Annotated in this window: 9 protein-coding genes; 5 read left to right on the forward strand and 4 right to left on the reverse strand. The window is 50.3% G+C overall.

What is annotated here, in order from left to right:
- The first annotated feature begins 122 nt into the window (after window positions 1-122).
- Window positions 123-383, forward strand: a complete 261-nt coding sequence (locus ACGYLO_RS21700) for a DUF2312 domain-containing protein (protein ID WP_394377403.1) — start codon at window positions 123-125, stop codon at window positions 381-383.
- A gap of 867 nt (window positions 384-1,250) precedes the next feature.
- Window positions 1,251-2,132, forward strand: coding sequence for a hypothetical protein (locus tag ACGYLO_RS21705; protein WP_394377404.1), 882 nt, complete (start codon window positions 1,251-1,253; stop codon window positions 2,130-2,132).
- Here ACGYLO_RS21705 and ACGYLO_RS21710 read toward each other — a convergent pair.
- The gene (locus ACGYLO_RS21710; protein ID WP_394377405.1) at window positions 2,129-3,526 is read right to left on the reverse strand and encodes a DNA cytosine methyltransferase; all 1,398 of its coding nucleotides are present in this window, start codon (window positions 3,524-3,526) and stop codon (window positions 2,129-2,131) included. The two genes, ACGYLO_RS21705 and ACGYLO_RS21710, sit on opposite strands and share 4 nt — an antisense overlap.
- Before the next feature lie 892 nt (window positions 3,527-4,418).
- On the opposite strand from ACGYLO_RS21710, the gene ACGYLO_RS21715 reads away from it, so the two are divergent.
- Genes ACGYLO_RS21715 through ACGYLO_RS21725 form a run of 3 tightly spaced genes read left to right on the forward strand, consistent with a single transcriptional unit; the run spans window position 4,419 to window position 14,625 of the window.
- Window positions 4,419-7,133, forward strand: a complete 2,715-nt coding sequence (locus ACGYLO_RS21715) for a hypothetical protein (protein WP_394377406.1) — start codon at window positions 4,419-4,421, stop codon at window positions 7,131-7,133.
- A complete protein-coding gene (locus tag ACGYLO_RS21720) occupies window positions 7,133-12,646 on the forward strand; it encodes a DEAD/DEAH box helicase (protein WP_394377407.1) in 5,514 nt (1,837 codons plus the stop codon). Before ACGYLO_RS21715 ends, ACGYLO_RS21720 begins: the two co-directional genes overlap by 1 nt.
- The gene (locus ACGYLO_RS21725; RefSeq protein WP_394377408.1) at window positions 12,643-14,625 is read left to right on the forward strand and encodes a hypothetical protein; all 1,983 of its coding nucleotides are present in this window, start codon (window positions 12,643-12,645) and stop codon (window positions 14,623-14,625) included. The genes ACGYLO_RS21720 and ACGYLO_RS21725 overlap by 4 nt, the downstream gene beginning before the upstream one ends.
- Before the next feature lie 436 nt (window positions 14,626-15,061).
- Here ACGYLO_RS21725 and ACGYLO_RS21730 read toward each other — a convergent pair whose 3' ends face one another.
- From ACGYLO_RS21730 to ACGYLO_RS21740, 3 genes are read right to left on the reverse strand one after another with little or no spacing between them, the layout of a single operon-like run.
- Window positions 15,062-15,811, reverse strand: a complete 750-nt coding sequence (locus tag ACGYLO_RS21730; protein ID WP_394377409.1) for a hypothetical protein — start codon at window positions 15,809-15,811, stop codon at window positions 15,062-15,064.
- A 13-nt stretch (window positions 15,812-15,824) separates the two neighbouring features.
- Window positions 15,825-19,211 carry a tyrosine-type recombinase/integrase gene (locus ACGYLO_RS21735; protein WP_394377410.1) on the reverse strand — a complete coding sequence of 1,129 codons (3,387 nt, stop codon included), beginning with the start codon at window positions 19,209-19,211 and terminating at the stop codon, window positions 15,825-15,827.
- The gene (locus ACGYLO_RS21740; protein WP_394377411.1) at window positions 19,211-20,620 is read right to left on the reverse strand and encodes a hypothetical protein; all 1,410 of its coding nucleotides are present in this window, start codon (window positions 20,618-20,620) and stop codon (window positions 19,211-19,213) included. Before ACGYLO_RS21740 ends, ACGYLO_RS21735 begins: the two co-directional genes overlap by 1 nt.
- Between the last annotated feature and the right edge of the window lie 101 nt (window positions 20,621-20,721).

A 20,721-nucleotide genomic window follows, 5' to 3' on the forward strand; every position in this document is an offset into this window, starting at 1 on the left:
CGGTTACATATCCCGCCATCATTGTGTTTTGCACATGGAAAACCAATAAGTTAGAGTGAAACACTGTGTTTTAAGGTGTTTTCTGAAAGATATCCCAGTTCAATAATACAGGTGAGATGAACATGGCTGACTACGAAGAAGTGACCGATTCCTACAAGGTGACGGCAAGTGAACTGCGTCAATTCATAGAGCGGATCGAGCGGCTCGAGGCGGAGAAGAAGGATATCGCTGAGCAGTCGAAGGAGGTATTCAGCGAACTGAAGGGGCGTGGTTACGATGTGAAGGTCGTGCGTACCCTATTGAAACTTAGAAAACGCGACAAAGACGATATTGCTGAAGAAGAAGCAGTACTGGAAATGTATAAGGAGGCTTTGGGCATGTAATGCCCAATCGAGTAGGGGCTTTGCCCCCGCCGCCTACGGCGTCTCCCCCAGGATATTTTCTGAACATTGAGAGATGGTTCATAGTGAGCACGCGATCTATTAGCGCAAGTTTATCTGAAGCGCAGTATCCCTTACATTACTATTATCGCAAACCATGCCACGACAATACATCGATTGTGGGCTCGAACGCACTGAAATCGCTGTCCTATGAGGAGAAAAGTCCAAAAAAATGGATACCAATGAGCGGCCAGAAAACGTGTTCTTGCCCGCGGGTGAAATTGTTGGTTGCTTGGCGAGAAATAATTGCATTACTGTCAAATTTTAACGGTAAAGTTCTAGTTGCGGTGCGATACTTGCATATCCTATCTGATAGACAGCTCTTCGTTTACCGGCTCGAAACTAGAACGTAAGATTGAAGTTTGTAGTCCGCAATTCAAATTGTTGGAAATTTTAATACCTTTTGCATAAAGAACTTTCCAGCTTTGGCTCGGGTAAGTGTATAGTCTCTCTACGAGCTTTCATTCCGCTTATTATCAGCGACCAGAACGATAATGCGTGAGGCGGTAAACCCCACCAAATCTCTGGCTGGGTCGATGTTACTGGTGGAAGGCACTGAAAACATCTTCTGGGTTATCATTGCAATTTCGCGCTGGCTTGGTTCAGCCTATCAATTTTAAAGTATGAGCATAGGCGATTCAAAGAATTTGTTGAATGTGTTCCTTTCGGCTTCTCGTGTGTGCCGCGGCGATTAGAAAAAGAACGATGGTTGTTTTGTAACGACGCGAAAGTACACTTCAAGGTTGCATAATCTGCTCAAAGTCTATTTGCTCAGATCAAATGTAATTATAGCTGAAGGTCTAACTAACGATGACAGCGGAACACCATAGAACGTTGGCCATGCAGGCAATTTACAGAATTAATACTTGGAAAAAGTGTTGGCCTGTTTGGGAAGTCGAATTAGATAAGCGTTCTGCGAGCTTTTCAAACCCAAAGTTGGTACACGACCTCGGGAGCCACCTTCGTGAGGTTTTCTTTGCGACGAATACCGGCGCACGGGGGCAGGCTGATCTCTCTGGCGGTGGCGCAGGATGGGAATGCCTCGTCACTTGGTATCTCAATCTTATCTTATCCGGCACAAATGCGGTCGCAGTCCGTCAATCTAAAGCGGTGATGCCTGAAACACTATTAGATGCGACGACGATAAGGTACGGCACTCATCAAACGAATACGGAATCCGATGTCTGCGTGATTGTGTACCCCGCGGACTTTAAATTCCCGGCTCCCGACGCCAAGTTCATGTTTGACTTGAACGATCAGGTTGAGAAACGAATTGGCGATATTGAGCTAGGGATTATTCAATGCAAAACTAATTGGAACGACAATGCGCAAATACCCATGCTCTGGGATATGGTGTATCGTGCTAGTTTTGGCTCTGAGACTAATATTCATATAGGTAAGCGAGGGTATAATGTTAAGCATCTGAAAAGGTTTAGTTATTCATTCGTTACTGTGCCGTCTCAGAAGGATTCTTTAAAAAAGAAAAGTATTCCAAACAGTAGCACTCAAATGGCAGTCAAGCGTGTTTCTGGACTCAGTGGTGGAAACTATTGGGGGATGCCAACGAAGTCCGGCGTGGCTCTTTCGGTATCAGAAATTTTTGATAGCAATTTTTCTAATGCTTTCAAAGTCAATGTGCGTGCAAGCGTCGGCAATGCAATAGTCAATAAGCTCGGAATGTTCTCCCCCTAGGTAGCCGCGCGAAGAATTTCACGGAAGTGGTTTCCGACGGCTTCGGCCAGTCCAACGGGCACCGCGTTACCAATTTGCGTGTACTTTGGGACTTCTCGGTCGAACAAACCTTCTTTCGGATTTCCTGCACGGCGGAGCCCCCCGGTAGTGCGTTTGCCCGCAAACTGATACCAATCTGGGAAAAGCTGCAGGCGAGCCCATTCTCGAACTGTCAGTGCGCGTGGCTGACTAAAATGCACGTAGTCGTCTGGAAGGGATGTAGCTGTAATGTGCGGTCCTGATTTGCCCCATCGTTCCGGAAGGACACGCTGCGAGAACTTTTTAGTACGAAAGAGCTCTGGTATTTCGCCGTTGTTATCGATCATATGCTGAAACTTGGCTACGATGTTCGGTTTGTGTTTGCTGTATTCGTGTTCTGTCAAAGCCACGGACTTACTGTCAGACCAAGCGGGCGCCTGACGGAGACGGCGCTGAATTTCGTTCTGTGGGTGCGATGGGTATTCGTTGGTATAGAAGGCGCCTCTGGGAAATTCACCTTTCTTTAAGGTGGCTGCCACATTATCGTCCACGAGATCCCCAAGAAGGTCAATAAGGTTCGGGAAACCGCCTGTAGGCTGGGGAAGGAAGCCGCAGCTTTGTGCGTCCTCTTTATCCGCGTGTGGGTCCAGACTTTCACATGAAGCCATAATGTCGTTACGAATACCGACAAGCAGAACTCTTGGGCGGTTCTGGGGTACACCAAAGTCTTTCGCCTTTACCAGAGAATAACGGACAGTATACCCGGGAATCGATCTAAACTCTGACAGGACATCTGGGAAGATTCGGCTATCACCTCCACGGGTCCATTTCGCATTTAGTAGCCCTCGCACGTTTTCGAAAAGGAAGATCCGCGGGCGCAGTTTGCGTATTACGTATGCCATTCGCACAAAGAGATGGTTGGAAGGAAGGTCAGCTTTGTCTACATCGTAGGAACGCCTGATCCCTATTCCGGAATATCCCTGACAGGGCGGTCCGCCAACAAGAAGATCAAGATTGGAGCCAGCTCCTGATTTAGCGCTAGCTCCTAGATCGAATTGAAGGTCGATTTCTGGAAGATTTTTGAGATCCGATACAAGCTTCTCTAACCTCTTCCCACGTAGATCGTTGGCATCGTTGCACTGAAGAGCCTTATTGGTAGAAAAGGGTTCGCCTCCCAATGAGTGATGGCGGTTTTTTAGGTAGGTGGCCATCGCGTCGTGGTTTAGCTCGTTTACAAAGACAGGTAAGAAATCCGCGTTCTCTAAACCCATGGATAGGCCACCGCAGCCAGCAAACATATCAACCATGTACATGGGGCGACGATTCGAAACGTTGTGCTCGTTGGTAAGGGGATCAATATTAACGATTTTGTTCACGGTTTTGAGTGTATCCAGCTAGATCTGTTGAAAGCGTTCTTGCAACATATCTAGCTAAGCCCTGTTTGTGAACGACTAACCCTCCCACCACCGCACTCAGTGGGAACAGCAGCAAGCCTAGGCGAGCTGGTTCTCCGTTGGGGAGTGCAACTCGCGCTTCACGCTTGATGACCTGCATCGGTTCTGGGTGGGTAGACGTGTGCGGCATAGCCTTTCGGCATCAAAAAGGCCGTTGGAACTCTTCTTTCGTGCTGACCGCGCCTGCGCTTCAGTGGCAGGTTGCTCCGGCAATGATGGGGGTGAAGATCACTCCCGTTTTTGCCGGTTTAGAAAGCCTCTTGAAATTTAATTCGTTAACGAGATTATGGTGGGCGAGGAGGGCTCGCAGCCTTTTTGCACGCCAGCGCCATTAAAATGTTAGAATTATTGCAATATTATCAGAAACTTAAGCTTAAAGGTAAGATTTTCACTTTATACGAGAATCGTTTAGTCTCCCATGGGCATTAGCACCGAGCTTTCGAGCAACTTAGCGCGGCAAGTCGCGCATGAAGAGCACTATAGTCTACCGTGGTTTGAAGAAAGTAGTCTAACTCGCGACTACATTCGAGTGAATCAGGCGCTTTGCAATGCGTTCCTAGGCGGTAGGTTCGCCGGCCGTGCTCTATACCTTACTTTGGATCCAAAAGCCCGAACTCAGATATCGATTGAGCTCGGGATCGAAGAAAACGACGTTGAATGCTTTTGTTGCAGAGCGGTTGGGGCGAGCCTGTTCAGGGCTGGCAACCCCTACGTAAATGTAGAGCGGGCTACTTGGAATTGGCTTGCGAGAACGGATGAAGGTCCCCCACCTTTTCTGGCTGTACTCTTCACTCTTTCGCAAGCCGCGGGTTTGATGGCTGCGGAGGGGGACTGGGGACAGAATAACTATTATGTACGGCTTTCTCAGGTCACCAGTCTGCCAAAAGACCTACTGTCGAAGCATGCAAGTACGACTAAGGTTTTTTGGAACTGTTTAGCAAACTGGCTTGCAGATAACGATTATGAATTTGGGCGGCCGACTGCATCTGCGTCAGGAACCTGGAAATACGTCGGTCTCGCCATGTCTCAGGCCTTCGTACGGTCTTCAGATCGCGAGCTTTTCCACGATATTTTTATTACTTATGGTTTCACTGCTAGTGAGAGATTGACGGTTGAAGAGCTGCGTCCATACCTCGATGAATGGATGAACAGCAGTAAGCCGAATACTCGCCTCAAAGAAGCTTGGAAGAAGAAGGATCTCAGAAATAGGCTTTACGAGGTCGCGCTCGATGAATTTTACGATTGGGCATCCGCCAAAGAATACTCCGGATCGACTGGTAATAGAGGGAGGGCCTCAACCAAAAGGCTAACGCTGCTCGCGGCCATTGTCTCCTCATTTCCAAAGCGGTCCCTTTCGCTACAGCTTGGTCGGGCAGAGGAACTGAGTAGAGCGATCGACAATCTTACGGATGCCGAAACGAACTCATTCGCACTTGGTAACTTCTCGTACGGTGCCTTCGCCACCTTGTCTCCGAACCCACTCGGTATCGATGCCAAAGGGTTCGCGCGCAAGTTGGTATTGCGGGCCGAAGAGGAGGTATATTCATGGTCTTCGCGCTTATTGATCCCGCTCGTGAAATCCGAGGGGGGATCTTATTGGAGCGAGGTTTCGCGCGCAACATTCGGGGTGCCGCATCTCTTGCTAGTGCGCAACGCGCCAAAAATTATAAGAGAACTGGAGGACTTTCTCTCCGCCGCCTCTACTGGCGAAGCGAAACAGGTCAGCGCGGACCAGCTTGATGGTCTGCCGGCGGGTTGGCTTCTATATACCGATGTTTGGATTATGCGATCTGATGTGGAAGTGGGTAAGGATCTGCAACATATCGTACCGCTCTCCTCCGACGTCGGTATTACAGTATCGGAAGGGCTGCAATTGTCGCGGGGGGTTTGGCACGCGAAGGTGCCACCTAAAGTTCACCTTGTTGCAGAATCCGGTCCGACGAGTTTCGAACTCCAGCAGCCCCGTATACACGGCGATGAGCTTATTCGGACGGAGCGGAACTCGGGCCGGGGTTGTACCTTAAGACTTGAAGGGCTGAGGGACGGGTCGTTCTTCGTAACTGGGTATGCAGGCAAAAATAAACTTGGCGAGAAACCAATCCTGTTACGGTCAGCGAGCCGCCCGAGGCCTCTCCATCGCCAAGAGAGTGGCCAGCGGGCGTATAAAGATTTGGTGTCTGCAGCAGCAAAGATTGGTCCAGATTGTCGCCCATCTGTCCGTGGCCACCTCGTTGAGGGGCAGGGCGGGGCAGTGGAGTTTGAGGATGACAATATTTTTGTTGAAGGCGACACGTATGTCGTCCCAGCCGGAGAAGGAGACCGCGAAGAGGATCTAGTCGATTTCGCTGACGTCTCTGATAGCGGTTTTCCAATAATCACTGATTGGGAGAAGCAGTCATGTGCTGAACGAGGTTTCCACTACTGGAAATGCGAATTTGCGCCTCGTAAGGTCTCGGTTTCGACGCCTTTGCAAATGCAATGCAAAGGATGTGGATCAGTTGTGTTGATGAAAAACCGGGGAAGGAGATCAGCGTCCTCCAAGAAGGTAAATAGTTTAAGGAGGCTGCCAGGGGCTTTTAAGACTCCGCCATGGCGTGGTGAGCAAAGTTTCGAAGCAATCTCGCGCATAGATCACGACTTATTGTTCGACGCCCTCTGCTTTTTAGGGAATGGCTCATTCTCGACCTTCGAGAGAATTGTTTCTGATGTCGAGCTCGAACCATGGAGGCTGGGGCAAACAGCAGCTGCATACTCTGCTCTTGGGTTACTCGATATCTCATACAAGTTAGGCACCCATCGGGTTGCAGCGTGGTCGGTACCTCCGCCGGCACTCTACATGATTGGAGACACCGCAGCAGTTCTATCTGGCTTTCGATGCGAAAGCCTAACGGAAGAGCTTGGGAACGTAATTGCAGACGGCTGCGGCATCCTTGAGTTCGCCTCAATGAAGGAGCAGCCGACCAAAGTAACCGTGAAGGGCTTCAGTTTCAACGAGTTGGTCGGAGTGGTCGAAGACGTTAAAGACCCGCTTGGGCGACGACTTAAAATAGTGAAGGACTTTGCATTAGAGTTTTCGGCGGTCGCTCGGAGTATGGGGAGCTACCGCCATTCCTTAGCCTCCGTTTCTCTCGGCAGCAACATGCGAAATCTTCAGAAGTTTGACGTTCGAAAAGCAAGGTGGCGGGCGGTTGAAGATTGCGAAACCAGTGGTGCCTATCGTTTCGATCATATCGGCAGAACGTATGCTTTTCGAGCTGGCGATGGCGCCGCGTTCACGGGTCCACAGCAGATTGTCAAATTGCTAGCTGCCCGGAGTGAGGTGACGAGACTACATGCATACGAACCGATGACGCGATCCTTTTCTTCAACGTTGGGAGCAGAGCCCATGGGCTTGTTGGAGAGAGCATTAGTTTCTTGTTCAGGCGAGCTCCCATCGCAGGAGCAGGAGGGTCTGACCACATATCCAAATGTGCCCTCGCAAGTGGCGAGTTCAATCATGAAAATCTTGTACGACGGAGAAAATGTTTGATGGCGAAAGCTACACCTGGCCGAGTGATCGATTATATTCGGGAAGCCTACCAGAGATACTACGACAGTGCATTCTGGATGCGGGACGAAAGCATCATGGAAGAAAGACGTGATTTGCTCCAAGCCTCAGGTGTCATGGCGCAAGAGCCTCTTCTCGAGGCCGTTCCGCAGTACGCTTCTGTCAGGGATATCGCCGAAGCATGCCGCGACGCAGGGTTAAGCGAGGAAACAGCCTCCGCGCTTGGTAGGATCGTTTTCGGAACCGATAGTTCCATCAAGCTTCGTGAACATCAGGCTCAATCTTTAGTGACTGCCTTGGCAGGTGATAAAGATGGTAGACGCAATGTGGTCGTGACATCGGGCACCGGCTCGGGCAAAACAGAGAGTTTCCTTCTCCCTCTATTGGCCCGCCTTCTTGAGGAACGCCCAGCGGCGAGCCAGCGGCCGTCTATCAATCCTTGGTGGGAGCACGAATTTAAATCCTCAGATAAATCTTGGACCCCACTTCTTGCGAACTCCAGTGGTAGATCGACGGCGGCAATGCGAGCCCTCGTGCTTTATCCTACTAATGCGCTTGTCGAAGATCAGATTGCGCGATTGCGTGCCTCTGCGATGATTGCCCAGCAAGGTATGGGTGACCCACTATTCTATTTCGGCCGCTACACCGGCGCAACACTCGGTGGTACCTTCGTCCCTCCCGAGATACTGAAGGCCCCAGACCGAAAGAAGATCAATGAGGTCGCGCGTGAAATCCAGAATATCGCGAAAGAAGCGGCAGAGTTGAAGGCTACTCTGGTCAAAGCAGGAAAAGATACTTCCGAAATCTTGAACGCTTGTAGTCAGTTTCAAGACCCGTACTGCGGCGAAATGCTAACACGGTGGGATATGATTTCTTCTCCACCTGACATCATGATTACCAATACTAGCATGCTTAACATCATGCTTCTGCGAGATGTTGAAGCGCCAATCTTCGAGAAGACACGAGATTGGTTGGCTTCCGATCCAGCTAATAAGTTCTCTCTCGTTGTCGATGAATTACACAGCTACCGAGGAACGCAAGGTACAGAAGTGGCACTGATCGTAAGAAACCTTCTCAGTCGTCTTGGTCTCGATCCGTCTTCAGAACAGCTCCGTTGCATCGCGACGAGCGCCTCTCTGAATGGTGATGCGGGGCGCGAGTATCTACAGCAGTTCTTCGGAGTTGACCAGTCAACATTCGCGATCTGCCCCGGCGAGCCCAGAAAATTTGAACAAAGCCTTCCGATCAACTCTGCGCCGCTTGCTCGGGAAGCGGAATCTCTGCGGTCAGATAATCCCGAAGTCGTAAAAGCTGCAAGCGAAAGGCTAACTGCCTCCTTCTCCCCGAGGGTAGCGCTAGCCGTCGCATGTCAGGTCGCCGGGAAGGCGATGATAAAAGTGCCAGAGAAGGAGGATCTGGAAGAAATCGTTCGGCCTGCCAAACTATCTGAGGTCAGTCAAACGCTGTTCGGCGAGGACACTTCCAAAGAACTATTAGATAGCCTATTTCTAGCAGCGTTAAGCGAAGATCGTGGTAGCTGGGAGAAACCACAACCCACTTTCCGTTCACATATGTTTCTGCGACAAGTGCAGGGAGTTTGGGCATGCTCGAATCCGAGCTGCACGGAACTTGATCCAAAATACCATTCGCCTGAAAGAAACATTGGTCGGCTTTTTAAGGCGCCAGCACTCAAGTGTGGCTGTGGCGGCCAAGTGCTTGAACTGCTCTATTGCTACGATTGCGGCGAAGCGTTCCTTGGAGGTTTCGTGGTGAAATCTAGCGAGGAAGAGTTAAAAGATATAATATTTCTGGAGGCAACGAAACCTACCGAAACCGGCGGCCAGCCAGGCATGGTTTACGAGCGATCGCATGAGGAGTTCCGCTGGTATTGGCCGGGGGGCAAAATCCCCTCAGGGGCATCGAGCTGGAGCCACTCCTTTCCGAATTCCGCAGGGGCAGCTACTTTTCAGTTTCAGACCGCACGGTTCGAATCCAAACTGGGCCAGCTAATTCCAGGCCATGGTGAACCTACCGGCGTGGTTTTGAGCGTTCCCACCAACTTGCCAGACGGACTGAAGGTTGCTGGCCTTCCTGAAATCTGCCCTCACTGCCTGAGTTCCTCTGCTTACTTTAACTCTCAAAATTTGCCTGCGTTTTACGACGGGATTGTGGAAACGCCCATCAGGGGCCTCAGGACTGGTCTCAACGCAACAACCCAATTAATTGCGGACCGCGCGATGTTAGCTGTTGGGGACAGTAAAAAAGCTGAGAAGATGATCGCGTTTACGGACAGTCGTGACGACGCGGCTGATCTTGCTGCCGGTCTCGAATTGCATCATTATCGTGATCTAGTTCGCCAACTCGTGAACAAGGCGCTACAACCTAAAGAGCTGCCTTCTAGCGAGGAACTACTTTCCTTACTTGACGACGTAAAGGCCGGAGACCCCCGTGCGGTTGCCTTGAAAGACGCCGCGGAGCAGGCAACACCGGGTGTTTGGCAAGCTGTTAGGCTTTTCAAAAGCGGAGTTGCCGAGGCCGACGAGCTGGAGTTGATTTCGAGATACGATGCGAATGCGGCGTCAGGCACTATCGCTTGGTCCGTTCTTATCCTGGGTCTTCGAGATGATCTCGTTCGTATGGGGCAAAACCCAGCGGGTACGGATGCGAGCGTAGCGACGGACAGGTCGGACGGTGAAGGAACCCCCTGGTGGCGCTTTTTTGACGCTCCGGAAGGGGCTACATGGCCCAGCATGGATAGTCAGGCTGCTGAAGACGGCCGTCGTGCTTTCGTCCAGCGCCTGGCTACAGTCGTCGCGACGTCTTTATTTGATCGCGCAGGACGCGATCTCGAATCGATGGGCTTGGCAACGGTTGAGCTTGCCGGTCGACATGGGGTTGCTCTCGGGATGGATGACGAGACCGCAAAAGGTATCTTGACCAACGTCGTTAGAGTGCTCGGCCAATCAAGGCTTTTTGAGGGACACAAGACTCGCAGCCAAACCACCCCACCTAGGTCAGTGAAAGTTTACATTGAAAAAGTTGCGCCATTGATAAGTCGCCAGCCAAGCGAACTCCTAGAAGCCATCAAAGACTGCTTGACCAAAAATGGAGCAATGACTGAGCACTGGCTGCTGTCGACGAACAGGTTTGCCTCCTGTCCACTAAACTTGGTCGGAGCAAGTGATCGGAAACTTCAGCGTTGCCAGACCTGCTCCCGCCTCACCATGACCTTGCCGGTAAAAGTATGTACTACGCAACACTGTGAATCGAACGCATTCGAGGAAGTGAAAGCTGCGGGGCAGGACTATTACGCCTGGGTTTCTCGTGAGCCAGCGCACCGTCTTTCCGTGGCAGAGCTAACCGGGCAGACCAAGCCAATTTCGGAGCAACGTAAGAGACAGCGACTGTTTAAAGGTGAAGCCTTCATAGAAGGCGAACATGAGGTCACGCATGGGCTGGACGCTCTGTCCGTCACCACGACCATGGAGGTAGGGGTTGATATCGGCTCTCTGAAACTTGTTATGATGGCTAACATGCCGCCGCAGCGGTTTAATTACCAGCAACGCGTGGGTCGTGCCGGCCGTGCCGGCCAGGCCTTTTCCTATGCAGTTACGATATCCCGAGGTGCTGCCCATGATGACTATTACTTCAATAACCCAGAGCGAATGACAGGGGATGTTCCTCCGCAACCTGAACTCGACCTGTCCCGACCGGAGATCATTAAGCGAGTAGCTGCAGCCGAGGCCTTGAGAAGAGCATTCCTTGACTTAGACGAACCTCCGGTCCGGACGAAGGACAGCGCGCACGGAGCCTTTGGGCGAACGACGGAATGGTTTGAGAAATACCGCGAGCCTGTGGCCGCCTGGCTGGAAGAAACTCCTGAAGTAGATAAATTGGTTGATCGGATATGTGTCTTCGCGCCGCTCAAAGACCTGAGCGAGAAGCAAGAAATTAAAGATTACCTCCGCGTCAAACTGGTCACAGATATTGAGAATTGCGTAAACAGTACGCAGTTTATTCAAGAAGAACTCAGTCACCGTTTGGCCGTCGCCGGCCACCTACCGATGTTCGGCTTTCCGACTCAGGTTCGGAGCCTATTTTGGGACAAGAAAAAGACCCGAGCGGAAGATACGGTCATTAGTGACCGGCCTCTTGATCACGCCATCTGGGCGTTTGCCCCGGGTGCAGAAATTCCAAAGGACAAGAGGCTTTACACAGCCTGCGGCTTTGTTCATCGGAGGGATGGGTATACAGGAGTGGTGAACGACCCAGCACCTTTGGGTCAGTCTCTCCCATATACCCGTTGTACAAATAATACGTGCAACTCTATCGCCCATGGAAGCCATGAAGTCTGTAAGGTGTGCGGGCATCCATCACAATCATTCCCGCTGTACCAACCGCGCGGTTTCATGGCTCACTGGAAGGCGCGGGACTACGATGGCCAGCGAAAAAGGGGGCCCGCTCTACCCCCACCCGTACGTGCTTTTGAGCAGGATTACGATGCGGCGAATACGTGCGGCCCAATGCGTATGGCGCTCGGGCAAGGACAGATTGCACTAGTGAATGATAACGAAGGAGAACTCTATGAATTCGTTCAGGAAGATTACAATAAGGTCTTAGTTAAAGAGCCGAATCTCTACCGGGATGGCGTTACACTTAATCCAGATGCCGGGGAGGTGATCGACAGGGGCGCTATCGGCGCTGTTTTCACCACAGACGTTCTTAGTTTCTATTTTGAGGGTGCTGAGGGTGTTGGACATGCAGGTGTACTCGACGTCACAGGACAAAAATCCTCTGCAAAGTCTGCCATTACATCGTTTTCTGAATTGGTAAAGCTGGCGATTGCGACAGAACTGGATGTCAATCCTGAGGAATTCCGCACAGGCCTTCAACGATTGAGGGTTCGCGTTGGGGAAGTGGAAGTCGATACGGAGCAAGTCTTCATTGCGGACAAGCTTGAAAACGGTGCTGGATATTCTCGCTGGGCATCGCAACCTGAAAACATGCAGCGAGCATTGGAGAACTTTTACTCGAACGTTGCGCACAAGTGGCAAGAAGATTCTCACGCCGGCGACTGCGATCAGTCCTGCCCTGACTGCCTCAGAAGCTACAGCAATCGCTTCGTCCACGGCGTGTTGGACTGGAGGCTAGCCTTAGACCTTGCCGATATGGCGTTAGGGAATGGTCTGGATGTTTCTCGCTGGTTAGGGGGCGCGGAAGACAAGGAAGCGCATGCATTTAAAGAGTTCTGTGATAGCACAGGCTTACCAGTGGAGATTGACTACGCGGCCGGCCTTACAGCCATAATTGCGGCAAACAAGGCACTTGTCTTGGGGCATCCGCTTTGGCATCCGCGCGAAGGGCTTTGGCAGCCACAGCAAGTCGAAGCAAGAGACGAACTCAGGGCCGCGAACGGGAACATTGACCTAAAATTTGTTGATGTAAGGGACTTTGCACACCGGCAGGCGAAGTACTTTATGGATCTTAGACCATGATCGAAGTCATGGGTGAGAAGGGAAGCGCCGAGTTCCGGACCGCTGTTAAACTTGCGAATTCTTTCAAGGATTACTGGCCAGGCCTAGCTGCTTCAAAAGATGAGCTGGTAAAGATATCGGCGAATAGGAAGCTCTCGAACTACAACGTTAGTGACGTCGACATTGTAGTGGCGGCGAAGCTTGGACCGAGCCGCTACATCGTACCCAAGGTGGTTTTTAAGGACCATTCCGGACGTCGCGTTGCCGGCGCAAAGATACGGGTCCGGTCTTTCATTGCCGCTATCGAGGTCAAAGACCATGACGCCGATGGAGTAGATATTAGCGCAGGAAACGTAGACGTGTGGTACCGTGATGGCTGGAAAAGTGCGACCGCGCAGAATGACGCGCAGAAATATGCGCTGCTTACCTATCTTCGCGATGTGACGGGCAACAACCCATGGGTCTATCGCTGTTTAATGCTTGAAGGTATCAACGCGCTGCCAAAAGATCGGGGGAGACAGATGCCGGAGGCTGCAACCGTTGCCTCCCAGTTTGACGTGCCGACTTTCTTAGCGGCGATGTTGTCCGAGAACACTATCGGTAGAATAGGTAACGAGTATACAATGTCATCCGGTGAACCGGACCTCATAGACCGTGTGTTAAGCGCAGGCTTGTTTAATTCTGTTACACCAAGCTCTCTCGATCGAAAGCGCATGGATCGGATTGCCGCGCGCCCACAAGAGGCCCGTCGATTGGCGCAAATGCTCGGTCGTGAGCGCATCCATCTCCGAGGAGAGGGTGGTACAGGGAAGACGGTCTTGCTGGCTCAGATCGCCCACGAAGCGTTTAAGGCCCATGGAAAACGGAGTCTGTTCTTAACTTACAACCATGCGCTCGCGGCCGATATCCAGCGCCTTCTGGCGCTTATGAATGTTCCAAGCAGCAGCGACGCCGGCGGAGTAGATGTTCGGACAGTGATGTCGTTTGCCTATTCGTGGCTAAATAGGCTCGGAGCCATTGGCGCTCTGGAAGAACTAGGGTTCCAGGATTACGAAAAGAAATGCGAAGAAGTACTTGGGTACTTCCGGGAAGGAGTGTTAAGCGACATCGATATCGAGCGCACAAAGCGGGAACACTTCGAGCAATTCGATTACGATGCCATTTTAGTTGATGAGGGACAGGACTGGCCGCAGGCCGAAGCAGACTTAGTTGCAACTCTATATGGCGGTGAGCGAATTGCTTTGGCCGACGGAGTTTCGCAACTCGTAAGGGGTAAGTCTACGAATTGGAGGACAGCGGTTGCAGGGCGTAGCCGTGAAGGGCACCTGTCATTCAATGAGTGTCTAAGAATGAAAGCAAATTTGTCCCATTTTTCAAATTCCGTTGCGCACCGGGCGGGGCTGAATTGGAAAGTTGAACCAAATTCTGAGGCAGCGGGAGGGCGCGTTATAGTCACCACTACACCCTTTCAAGACCACACTGAGTTGCATGACCAGTTGCTTGTACGGGCTTCTAAGTCCGGCAACGAACCTGTCGATTTCCTCTACTGCGTCGCACCCTCCGAAGTTACACTAAATGGAAACGTGAAAGCGAGCAGGCTAGGTATCACCTTCAATGAGGGGGGCAAACAGGTTTGGGATGGGACCGATCCCCTTCTACGTCGAGATTTTCCGCGCTCTACGAAAGAGCATAGAATAATTCAATATGATTCCTGTCGCGGTCTCGAAGGTTGGGTAGTGGTGCTAGATTTTTTCGATGAGATCTGGGAACTGAAATATCAGGAGGCGCTCGCGCGCGGGATCCCCCCTGAGAAAATGGTGTCCGAGGAACAATGGGCGCACGAACGTGCGTGGATTTGGTCTATGATTCCACTCACCAGACCGATCGATACGCTTGTAATCACATTGCGAAACGCCGAAAGCGCTGCTGGGAAACTCATTCTCTCCGTCGCTGAAGGGATGCAGGATGTCGTCGAGGTCAGTGAAAAAAATGGCAGCTGACCCGCTGTCATATTCGGCCTGATGTTCGAACACCAGCACGTTCGCGCACTTCAGGTGAATATCTGTTTCCACTATTGTTCTTTTCCATATCCCAGTATCCCTACTTCTGGGGCTCTGGCAAACAAGGGTTGTTTCAATTCGATGAATATAGCGGAATAATCCTATGTTGACTGGGGGCTGACCACGCTGCTAATCTGTATTCACGGTACAGGCGGGGACGCCGATGGCCGTGAACGTTGAGAGCGGCGGGCTTCGTGCTCGTCGTTTTTCGTTTCTCATCGGGATCGCCGCGCCTGCCCACTCATAGAGTTCTCAGCCAGACCAGCTTACTTAGTAGCACCCCTTGAACAGTGATTTGCGGTTCTTCGTTGGGCTCCATAGCAATCGCTTGATCCTGAGCACGTGCTCGTCACCGCTTTTTTTCTCCCTCTCCCTGCTATTGTCGTGATGTCAGAAGACTGGAGGGCAAGCCGGCGAGTTCGATGAGGGCGCTTAGCTCTGCACTCAGAACTAGGGGGGCGTTACTCATCGTGACTATGTCTTCCCCGTCCCATTTCAAACCTAGCCGTCTAAGGTCGCCGTTCGCTAGTCTATTGACTAGGTTCCTAACCTGTTCTTCCAAGTGACGCTTTGAATGCGTCAGCGATGTTGCTGTTGCCGCTTTCATCTTTTCCGCTGTTACCGGGCCATCAAAGAGGTCTCTAACATCGATTTGAGGAAGCTTTTTTAAACCTTCTCTGATAATCTTTATCTCCCGTTCAGCCGAACGACGCCCTTCGATTTCTCGCCGCATAATCTGCCGAACCTCAACGCTCTCAATTTCCAACAGATGGCTTTCAAGCTGACTTGATGGAGTGTCGGGGGGAACACGCTCCTTCGAGGACCGCTCTTCTTCACGGACGTTTACATAATCAATGAGGCCGTTAGCTCTATTGGCGATAAAGCTTCGTGTTGGGCCTGTCCATTTTTCTGCGCGCACAATACGATCAATGTTAGACGGATTAATTTTTTGAGCCATTTTTCTCGAAGATAAATTCCCATAAGGATCAACGGGAATACGCTTGCCCGCGGCAATCAGGTCGCAGGCGTTCTTTAGTCTCTCCAATGTAGCGAGCCGTTTCTTGGGCGCAGAAAACTCCAGAGCATCCTCAAGCAAACGCGCATAAATTAAGTCGCTATTTTTCATCTGGATGTATTCCTCATCTTCCACGCTCCGCAGAAGGTTCCATGATCTTCAACATTTTTTCATCATAGCGAAAGAGCGCATCTGAGTCTTGACCAAACTCGTCAAAGTGCTTGCAGATCATATCTCCAAACTTCTGGAGTGCAGCAGTGCGTTCATCTTTGCTTAAGGTAATCAGATATTGGGCAACATTACCCGACTTGATGGCAATATCCCACAGCATATCATTTCTGACTTCTTCAATACCATGGGGCAGGTCAACAGCTCCACCAGCGATCATTTTCGATTTACCTACAATGTCATGAAGCAACTGCAAGCGACTCTTTTCACTAAAGTGAACGGAGACATCATTAGGAAGGGCAGGGAGGTCACTACCCATGTTGTCATTCGCAGCCAGCTTCAAACAGTCTTTTATTGTCTGATATTCGGCCGCCCAATCAGCCCATACCTCGTCCCGGTACTCACGCTCTTGTTCTAGTCGGCTTTCAAGCACCGCAGACGGTCTGCCTGTTCGGTTAAGTGCTAATAGCTCAGAATTGAGGTTCTCTTCTTTTATAATTGAATCGGATATCTCATTCATTAAAATATTGGCATTCATTTCTAACCCAGCAAGAAAAGCTGGTCCGGTTATCCTGAAACGACACCGCGAACACGCCTTGTCCCGATGGACCGCCAGATGAATGTTACCTCGTTTGGCGCCGCCTTGCGCGCAGTCCCCCGCAGGGCAAATACCATGGCTGAATACTGAGAATGCGCCAGGGCTGCTCTTAAGTGTCTTACCGTTTGCAAATGCATAGCGGGTAGCATCCCCAATCCCGCCTCCTGAAACGCTCGAAGCGAGTCCGCCCATTACTGCTTCTATCGCTTCCTCAAGTTCATCCTCGTTTCTAGCATTAGAGATCGCATCAGCAGCAGCAATGCGACGGGCCTCAAGAGCCTGAGAAATCTCATAGTTGACCTTACCAGCATCGACAGCCTGATAGTGTAGCGTCATCATGAAACTTTTGTGGCCAACGAGATGCTGGATGATTGTGGGACTCACACCCATCTCTAGCAAGGCGGTGATGACAGTCACGCGAATAGAATGGATGTCCCACAGCGGCTTACCATAAGAGTCAAAAAAGTCATAATAATCGCAATTTGATCCGTAATAAACCTTCCGCTTTTCATTGACGATAGGTTCACATCTCTTAAGTAGCTCGACCCACCAATTGGCAACCTTGATGTACGATACTGGCTTGCTGTCGTGATGGGATGGATCCCGAAACAATGGGTAGATCAGAGGGGCATCGTCAAGGTTATTGGTGGTTTGTTCGTCTTCGACAGCTCGAACCGGTTCGCTCAGTTCATTGTAAGTCTGTTGCATGCGGAGTACAAATAACAAACGTTCGATAAGTTCATCTGGCGCATACGGGATCTCGTGTATATCAGTCGTTTTATTCTTTAGCATTAGAAAAGATTTAACCCATTGATTGGGTCCAACTTGCATTCGCTGAAGAAAACCATTCCGGACTCCCGGCATCGCATCTTTCGACAAATTTAGGAATTGATCGCCGGTTGTTGGGTCCACCGTGTACTCGTCTACCTGACCTGAGTCGAGCCAGCGAGCAGAAGAGCTACGCATTCCAAAATGCAATATACAGTCAATAATCGCCGGAACCGAAGGAATTTTTGCATCGGCCCGCATTCCGTCAAATAAAAGAATAGAAGCGGGCGACTTCCGAGTCTCAATCCAATTCCTATAAGACGCATACGGATTCCCAGCCGAACACCCACGAGCGTTCTCTTCGATCAAAGTTTCGATGATAATACTTGGAATTGCTTTACGTTTGGTACGAAAAGACTTTTTGCTATTAATCCAGTCAATCTTAGGTTCCACAGGTAAGTGAATCTTATGTTTCTGTTCACTCTGCCATATTTGCATCACCTGATATAGATCTCGAAGGCGTTGGCGCGTGCCAAGTCCGTTCGCTTTTAGAAACGCGACATAGGTGTTCTTAGTTCCATTATTGCTCCGGATGTGCCGCTCGCGATCGACCTCAGAAAAATTTCGAGGTCTTTCGGTGATTGATAAGGTAGAGAGATAGGTAATCCAATGCGTGGCTGATGAATATGCTTGGGCTGTGCCAATTCGTGGGAGTTGGCGAATGTATCTATCAAGTATATGGGTCCAGTCAATAACACCCTGATCAAATGATGACGGGAACCTCAGTCCAGATTTTTTTTCGTAGTTGGATACCTGAACGGGTAGCGCCGCCTTTACCAAATTCCCTCTCTCTTGGAATAACGCAAAGTTGCTTCCAGCGACCGCGACACTGTTTCTACCTTTCAATCTAGCATCCCAACCTCGAGCCTCATCGGTAGACAGCGCGTGGAAATTTTTTATGCCCTGAAAATATGGTCGATAGTTATTCTTAGTTCCTGCGGTAGCTGTTTGTGCGAGCGCGAGATATTCTGGCGCAAACGTATTCGACGTTCCATAGTTCCCCGCACAAAAAAGAACTAGAAAATCTACATTTCTGAGCTGCCTTGCGCCTTTATGAGCGTTTGCAAGGTAGCAAGTACCCGCGATTAGCTCCTGCATCCGTTTGCCCGAAAGCTTTCTAATCGCGTATCTTCGGACGAAGGCTGGATAAATTCGCGAAAGTTCATTCGGGTGCGAAGCTAATTTTGGCGCCGGGAGGAGTATTCTTTGACTACTTGACAAATGTGCTAAGAACCGGAATGCCGAGAACTTTCGTAATCTACTCGAGGCGTTGGTTGAGGCTGCTTTGAGACTGTCATCCATGAGTAAATTTAGGAAGCTCAGTGTGTCTCCGACGCCTTTTCTTTGGTAGTTTTTGGCGAGGTGGCGAATTTCTTCCAAATCGTATGCTAAACTTGGTTCTTGATAACCGCTTGTCAGAGGGATTCTCGTAGCTTTGTCTAAGAGTATGCTTGACCACATCGCCCGGGTATCGTCGATTGCAAGAGAATCCAGTGCCCCTACAACGTCAAAGCCCTTTGGAAACTTCGATCTTTTGACCTGGCGCCTGTGCAGATCCGGGAGGTATCCATGTCGGTTCATCCAGTCAAAGAAAATGAATTGCCTTGCGATGAATCGAAACTTTTTCTGTGCTCCGTAATCGCTGTACAAGCGGAAAGTAAGTTCGGTTGATGTATCGGCGGACGATTTCTTTGCGGCGGTGAGGGGGTCAGCAGCGTGCTCTTTGAAGGGAGTAAGAAGTCCTTGAAATAGCCATTCTCGCCATTCCTCTTCCGCTTGATCTAAAGCTTTAAAGAGACTTTCCCAACTGAGGGTTGATGGAGCAATAATTTGTTCAGATCCGTTTATATAGTAGCGACCAGATTCGGTCTCTAAAATGCTGCTTTGGAAAAGCTCATCATTCCTACTATCGGCCATTAATTTTTTCTATGTCCGAGTTGGGAGTGCGCAAGGGCCTCGTGCAACGAAAAAGCGCAACGACCATAGTCATCTTGGGAAGCCGCAGAAACATCGCCTCTCATGATTTGAATCACTGAAGAGGACATACCTAACTGCTCAGCATAGTTCTTTGTGAAATGCCTCAGTCCATGTATGTTACGACCGCGCAGGTGCGGTAAGATTCCTACTCTTTTACACGCGGCTACCCAAGCGCTTTCGATTCGTTTCACTTTTAACGGCCCTCCCATATTGTCGGTACGAGCCAGCATGTTTACAAAAAAGTAAGGGTGTCTTCGACTTGTGCGATGTCGGTTGTGAAATAGCTGAATCTCTTGAACGCAACTGTCGAATAAAGCCGCTGCATCAAGGTTTAACCACCACGTCTTTGCGGTCATATGAAGCCCATAAACCTGTTTGCTTTTGAAGCCGGTATACAGCGGGTCGGAAGCTGGGAGCATTGATCTGGGAGGTACGCCATACTTTCTAAGAAGAAATGCATGCCTAGTCTGCTTTTCTTTATTCGCCCGCCCAACCCAGGTGCTTTCAGATGGGTGGGCAATTAGCACTAATGGCACCCCATCGGAGGGAGACCCAAAGAACTCTCGATTGTACGAAGGCGGCAAAATGTCGTCCTGCCAAATTTGCAGGACCTCGGATATCCGGTGCGAAGCGCCATATGCTTGCAAAAGCCATATTGCCTTGAAGACTGGATTTCTTTCTGCGTTGATAATGCTTTGAATCTCTGATTCGTCTGGAAATGGACGATATCCGATCTTTCGATGGGCAGGGCGCATCCGCTGAGGAAGCTGGGCTTCGTCCTCGCGAAGATCAGCCCAAAACTTTCGATAAGATGCTAGGTGCTGTAGGAAGTCGTGTTCATTTTTCTTACTGTGCATGAGCACCTTGTTCGGAAAAAGATGGAATAGCCGGTAATCTAGGGCTTCCGTTTCATTTCCTACGTACTTCTCAAGAAATGAAAAAAATCTTGCCAAATGTCTATATTCAGCTCTGACTGTATTTCGGGCGCAACCGTTCCATTCAAGAGGGCTTAGGGCATGACCATGGCTGAGATGAACTGTTCCGGTTAGTCGAAAATCTAAATAGGCAAAGATAGAGATCGTTTGGTCCCGAATCCCACGCAGTGACTGGTTTTTTGAATAGAGGTGATAGAAGTTTATAAATCTACTTAATGTCTTAACATGCTTACCCACAGAAACGCTGCCGAGGTTTCCACTGCTCAACTGAGACGCCCACTCGACCGCCTCCTTACACAGCAGACCTTGGCCGTCATCTGGGTCTTCAAAAAAGATCACTGGTAGGGCGGAGTGCCCGGGGCCAGCGAAGGGCAGGGAGGCAGTCACCGCGATGGGGAAAGCATTTAGCGTCAATTGGACGTTCCTGACATGGGATGTTTAAGGAATTATGTTGTGTAGAATGGCGGTAGTCAAAACAATAGTACATTTTGACACTGGTGGGGGAAGGTTACGAC

It is taken from the genome of Sulfitobacter sp. 1A13353, assembly GCF_043557255.1.
Classification (GTDB): Bacteria; Pseudomonadota; Alphaproteobacteria; order Rhodobacterales; family Rhodobacteraceae; genus Sulfitobacter; species Sulfitobacter faviae.

Coding starts and splice junctions, on each gene's coding strand:
- ACGYLO_RS21700 (WP_394377403.1), top strand. CDS start 123: ATGGCTGACTACGAAGAAGTGACCGATTCCTACAAGGTGACGGCAAGT.
- ACGYLO_RS21705 (WP_394377404.1), top strand. CDS start 1,251: ATGACAGCGGAACACCATAGAACGTTGGCCATGCAGGCAATTTACAGA.
- ACGYLO_RS21715 (WP_394377406.1), top strand. CDS start 4,419: ATGGCTGCGGAGGGGGACTGGGGACAGAATAACTATTATGTACGGCTT.
- ACGYLO_RS21720 (WP_394377407.1), top strand. CDS start 7,133: ATGGCGAAAGCTACACCTGGCCGAGTGATCGATTATATTCGGGAAGCC.
- ACGYLO_RS21725 (WP_394377408.1), top strand. CDS start 12,643: ATGATCGAAGTCATGGGTGAGAAGGGAAGCGCCGAGTTCCGGACCGCT.
- ACGYLO_RS21730 (WP_394377409.1), bottom strand. CDS start 15,811: ATGAAAAATAGCGACTTAATTTATGCGCGTTTGCTTGAGGATGCTCTG.
- ACGYLO_RS21735 (WP_394377410.1), bottom strand. CDS start 19,211: ATGGCCGATAGTAGGAATGATGAGCTTTTCCAAAGCAGCATTTTAGAG.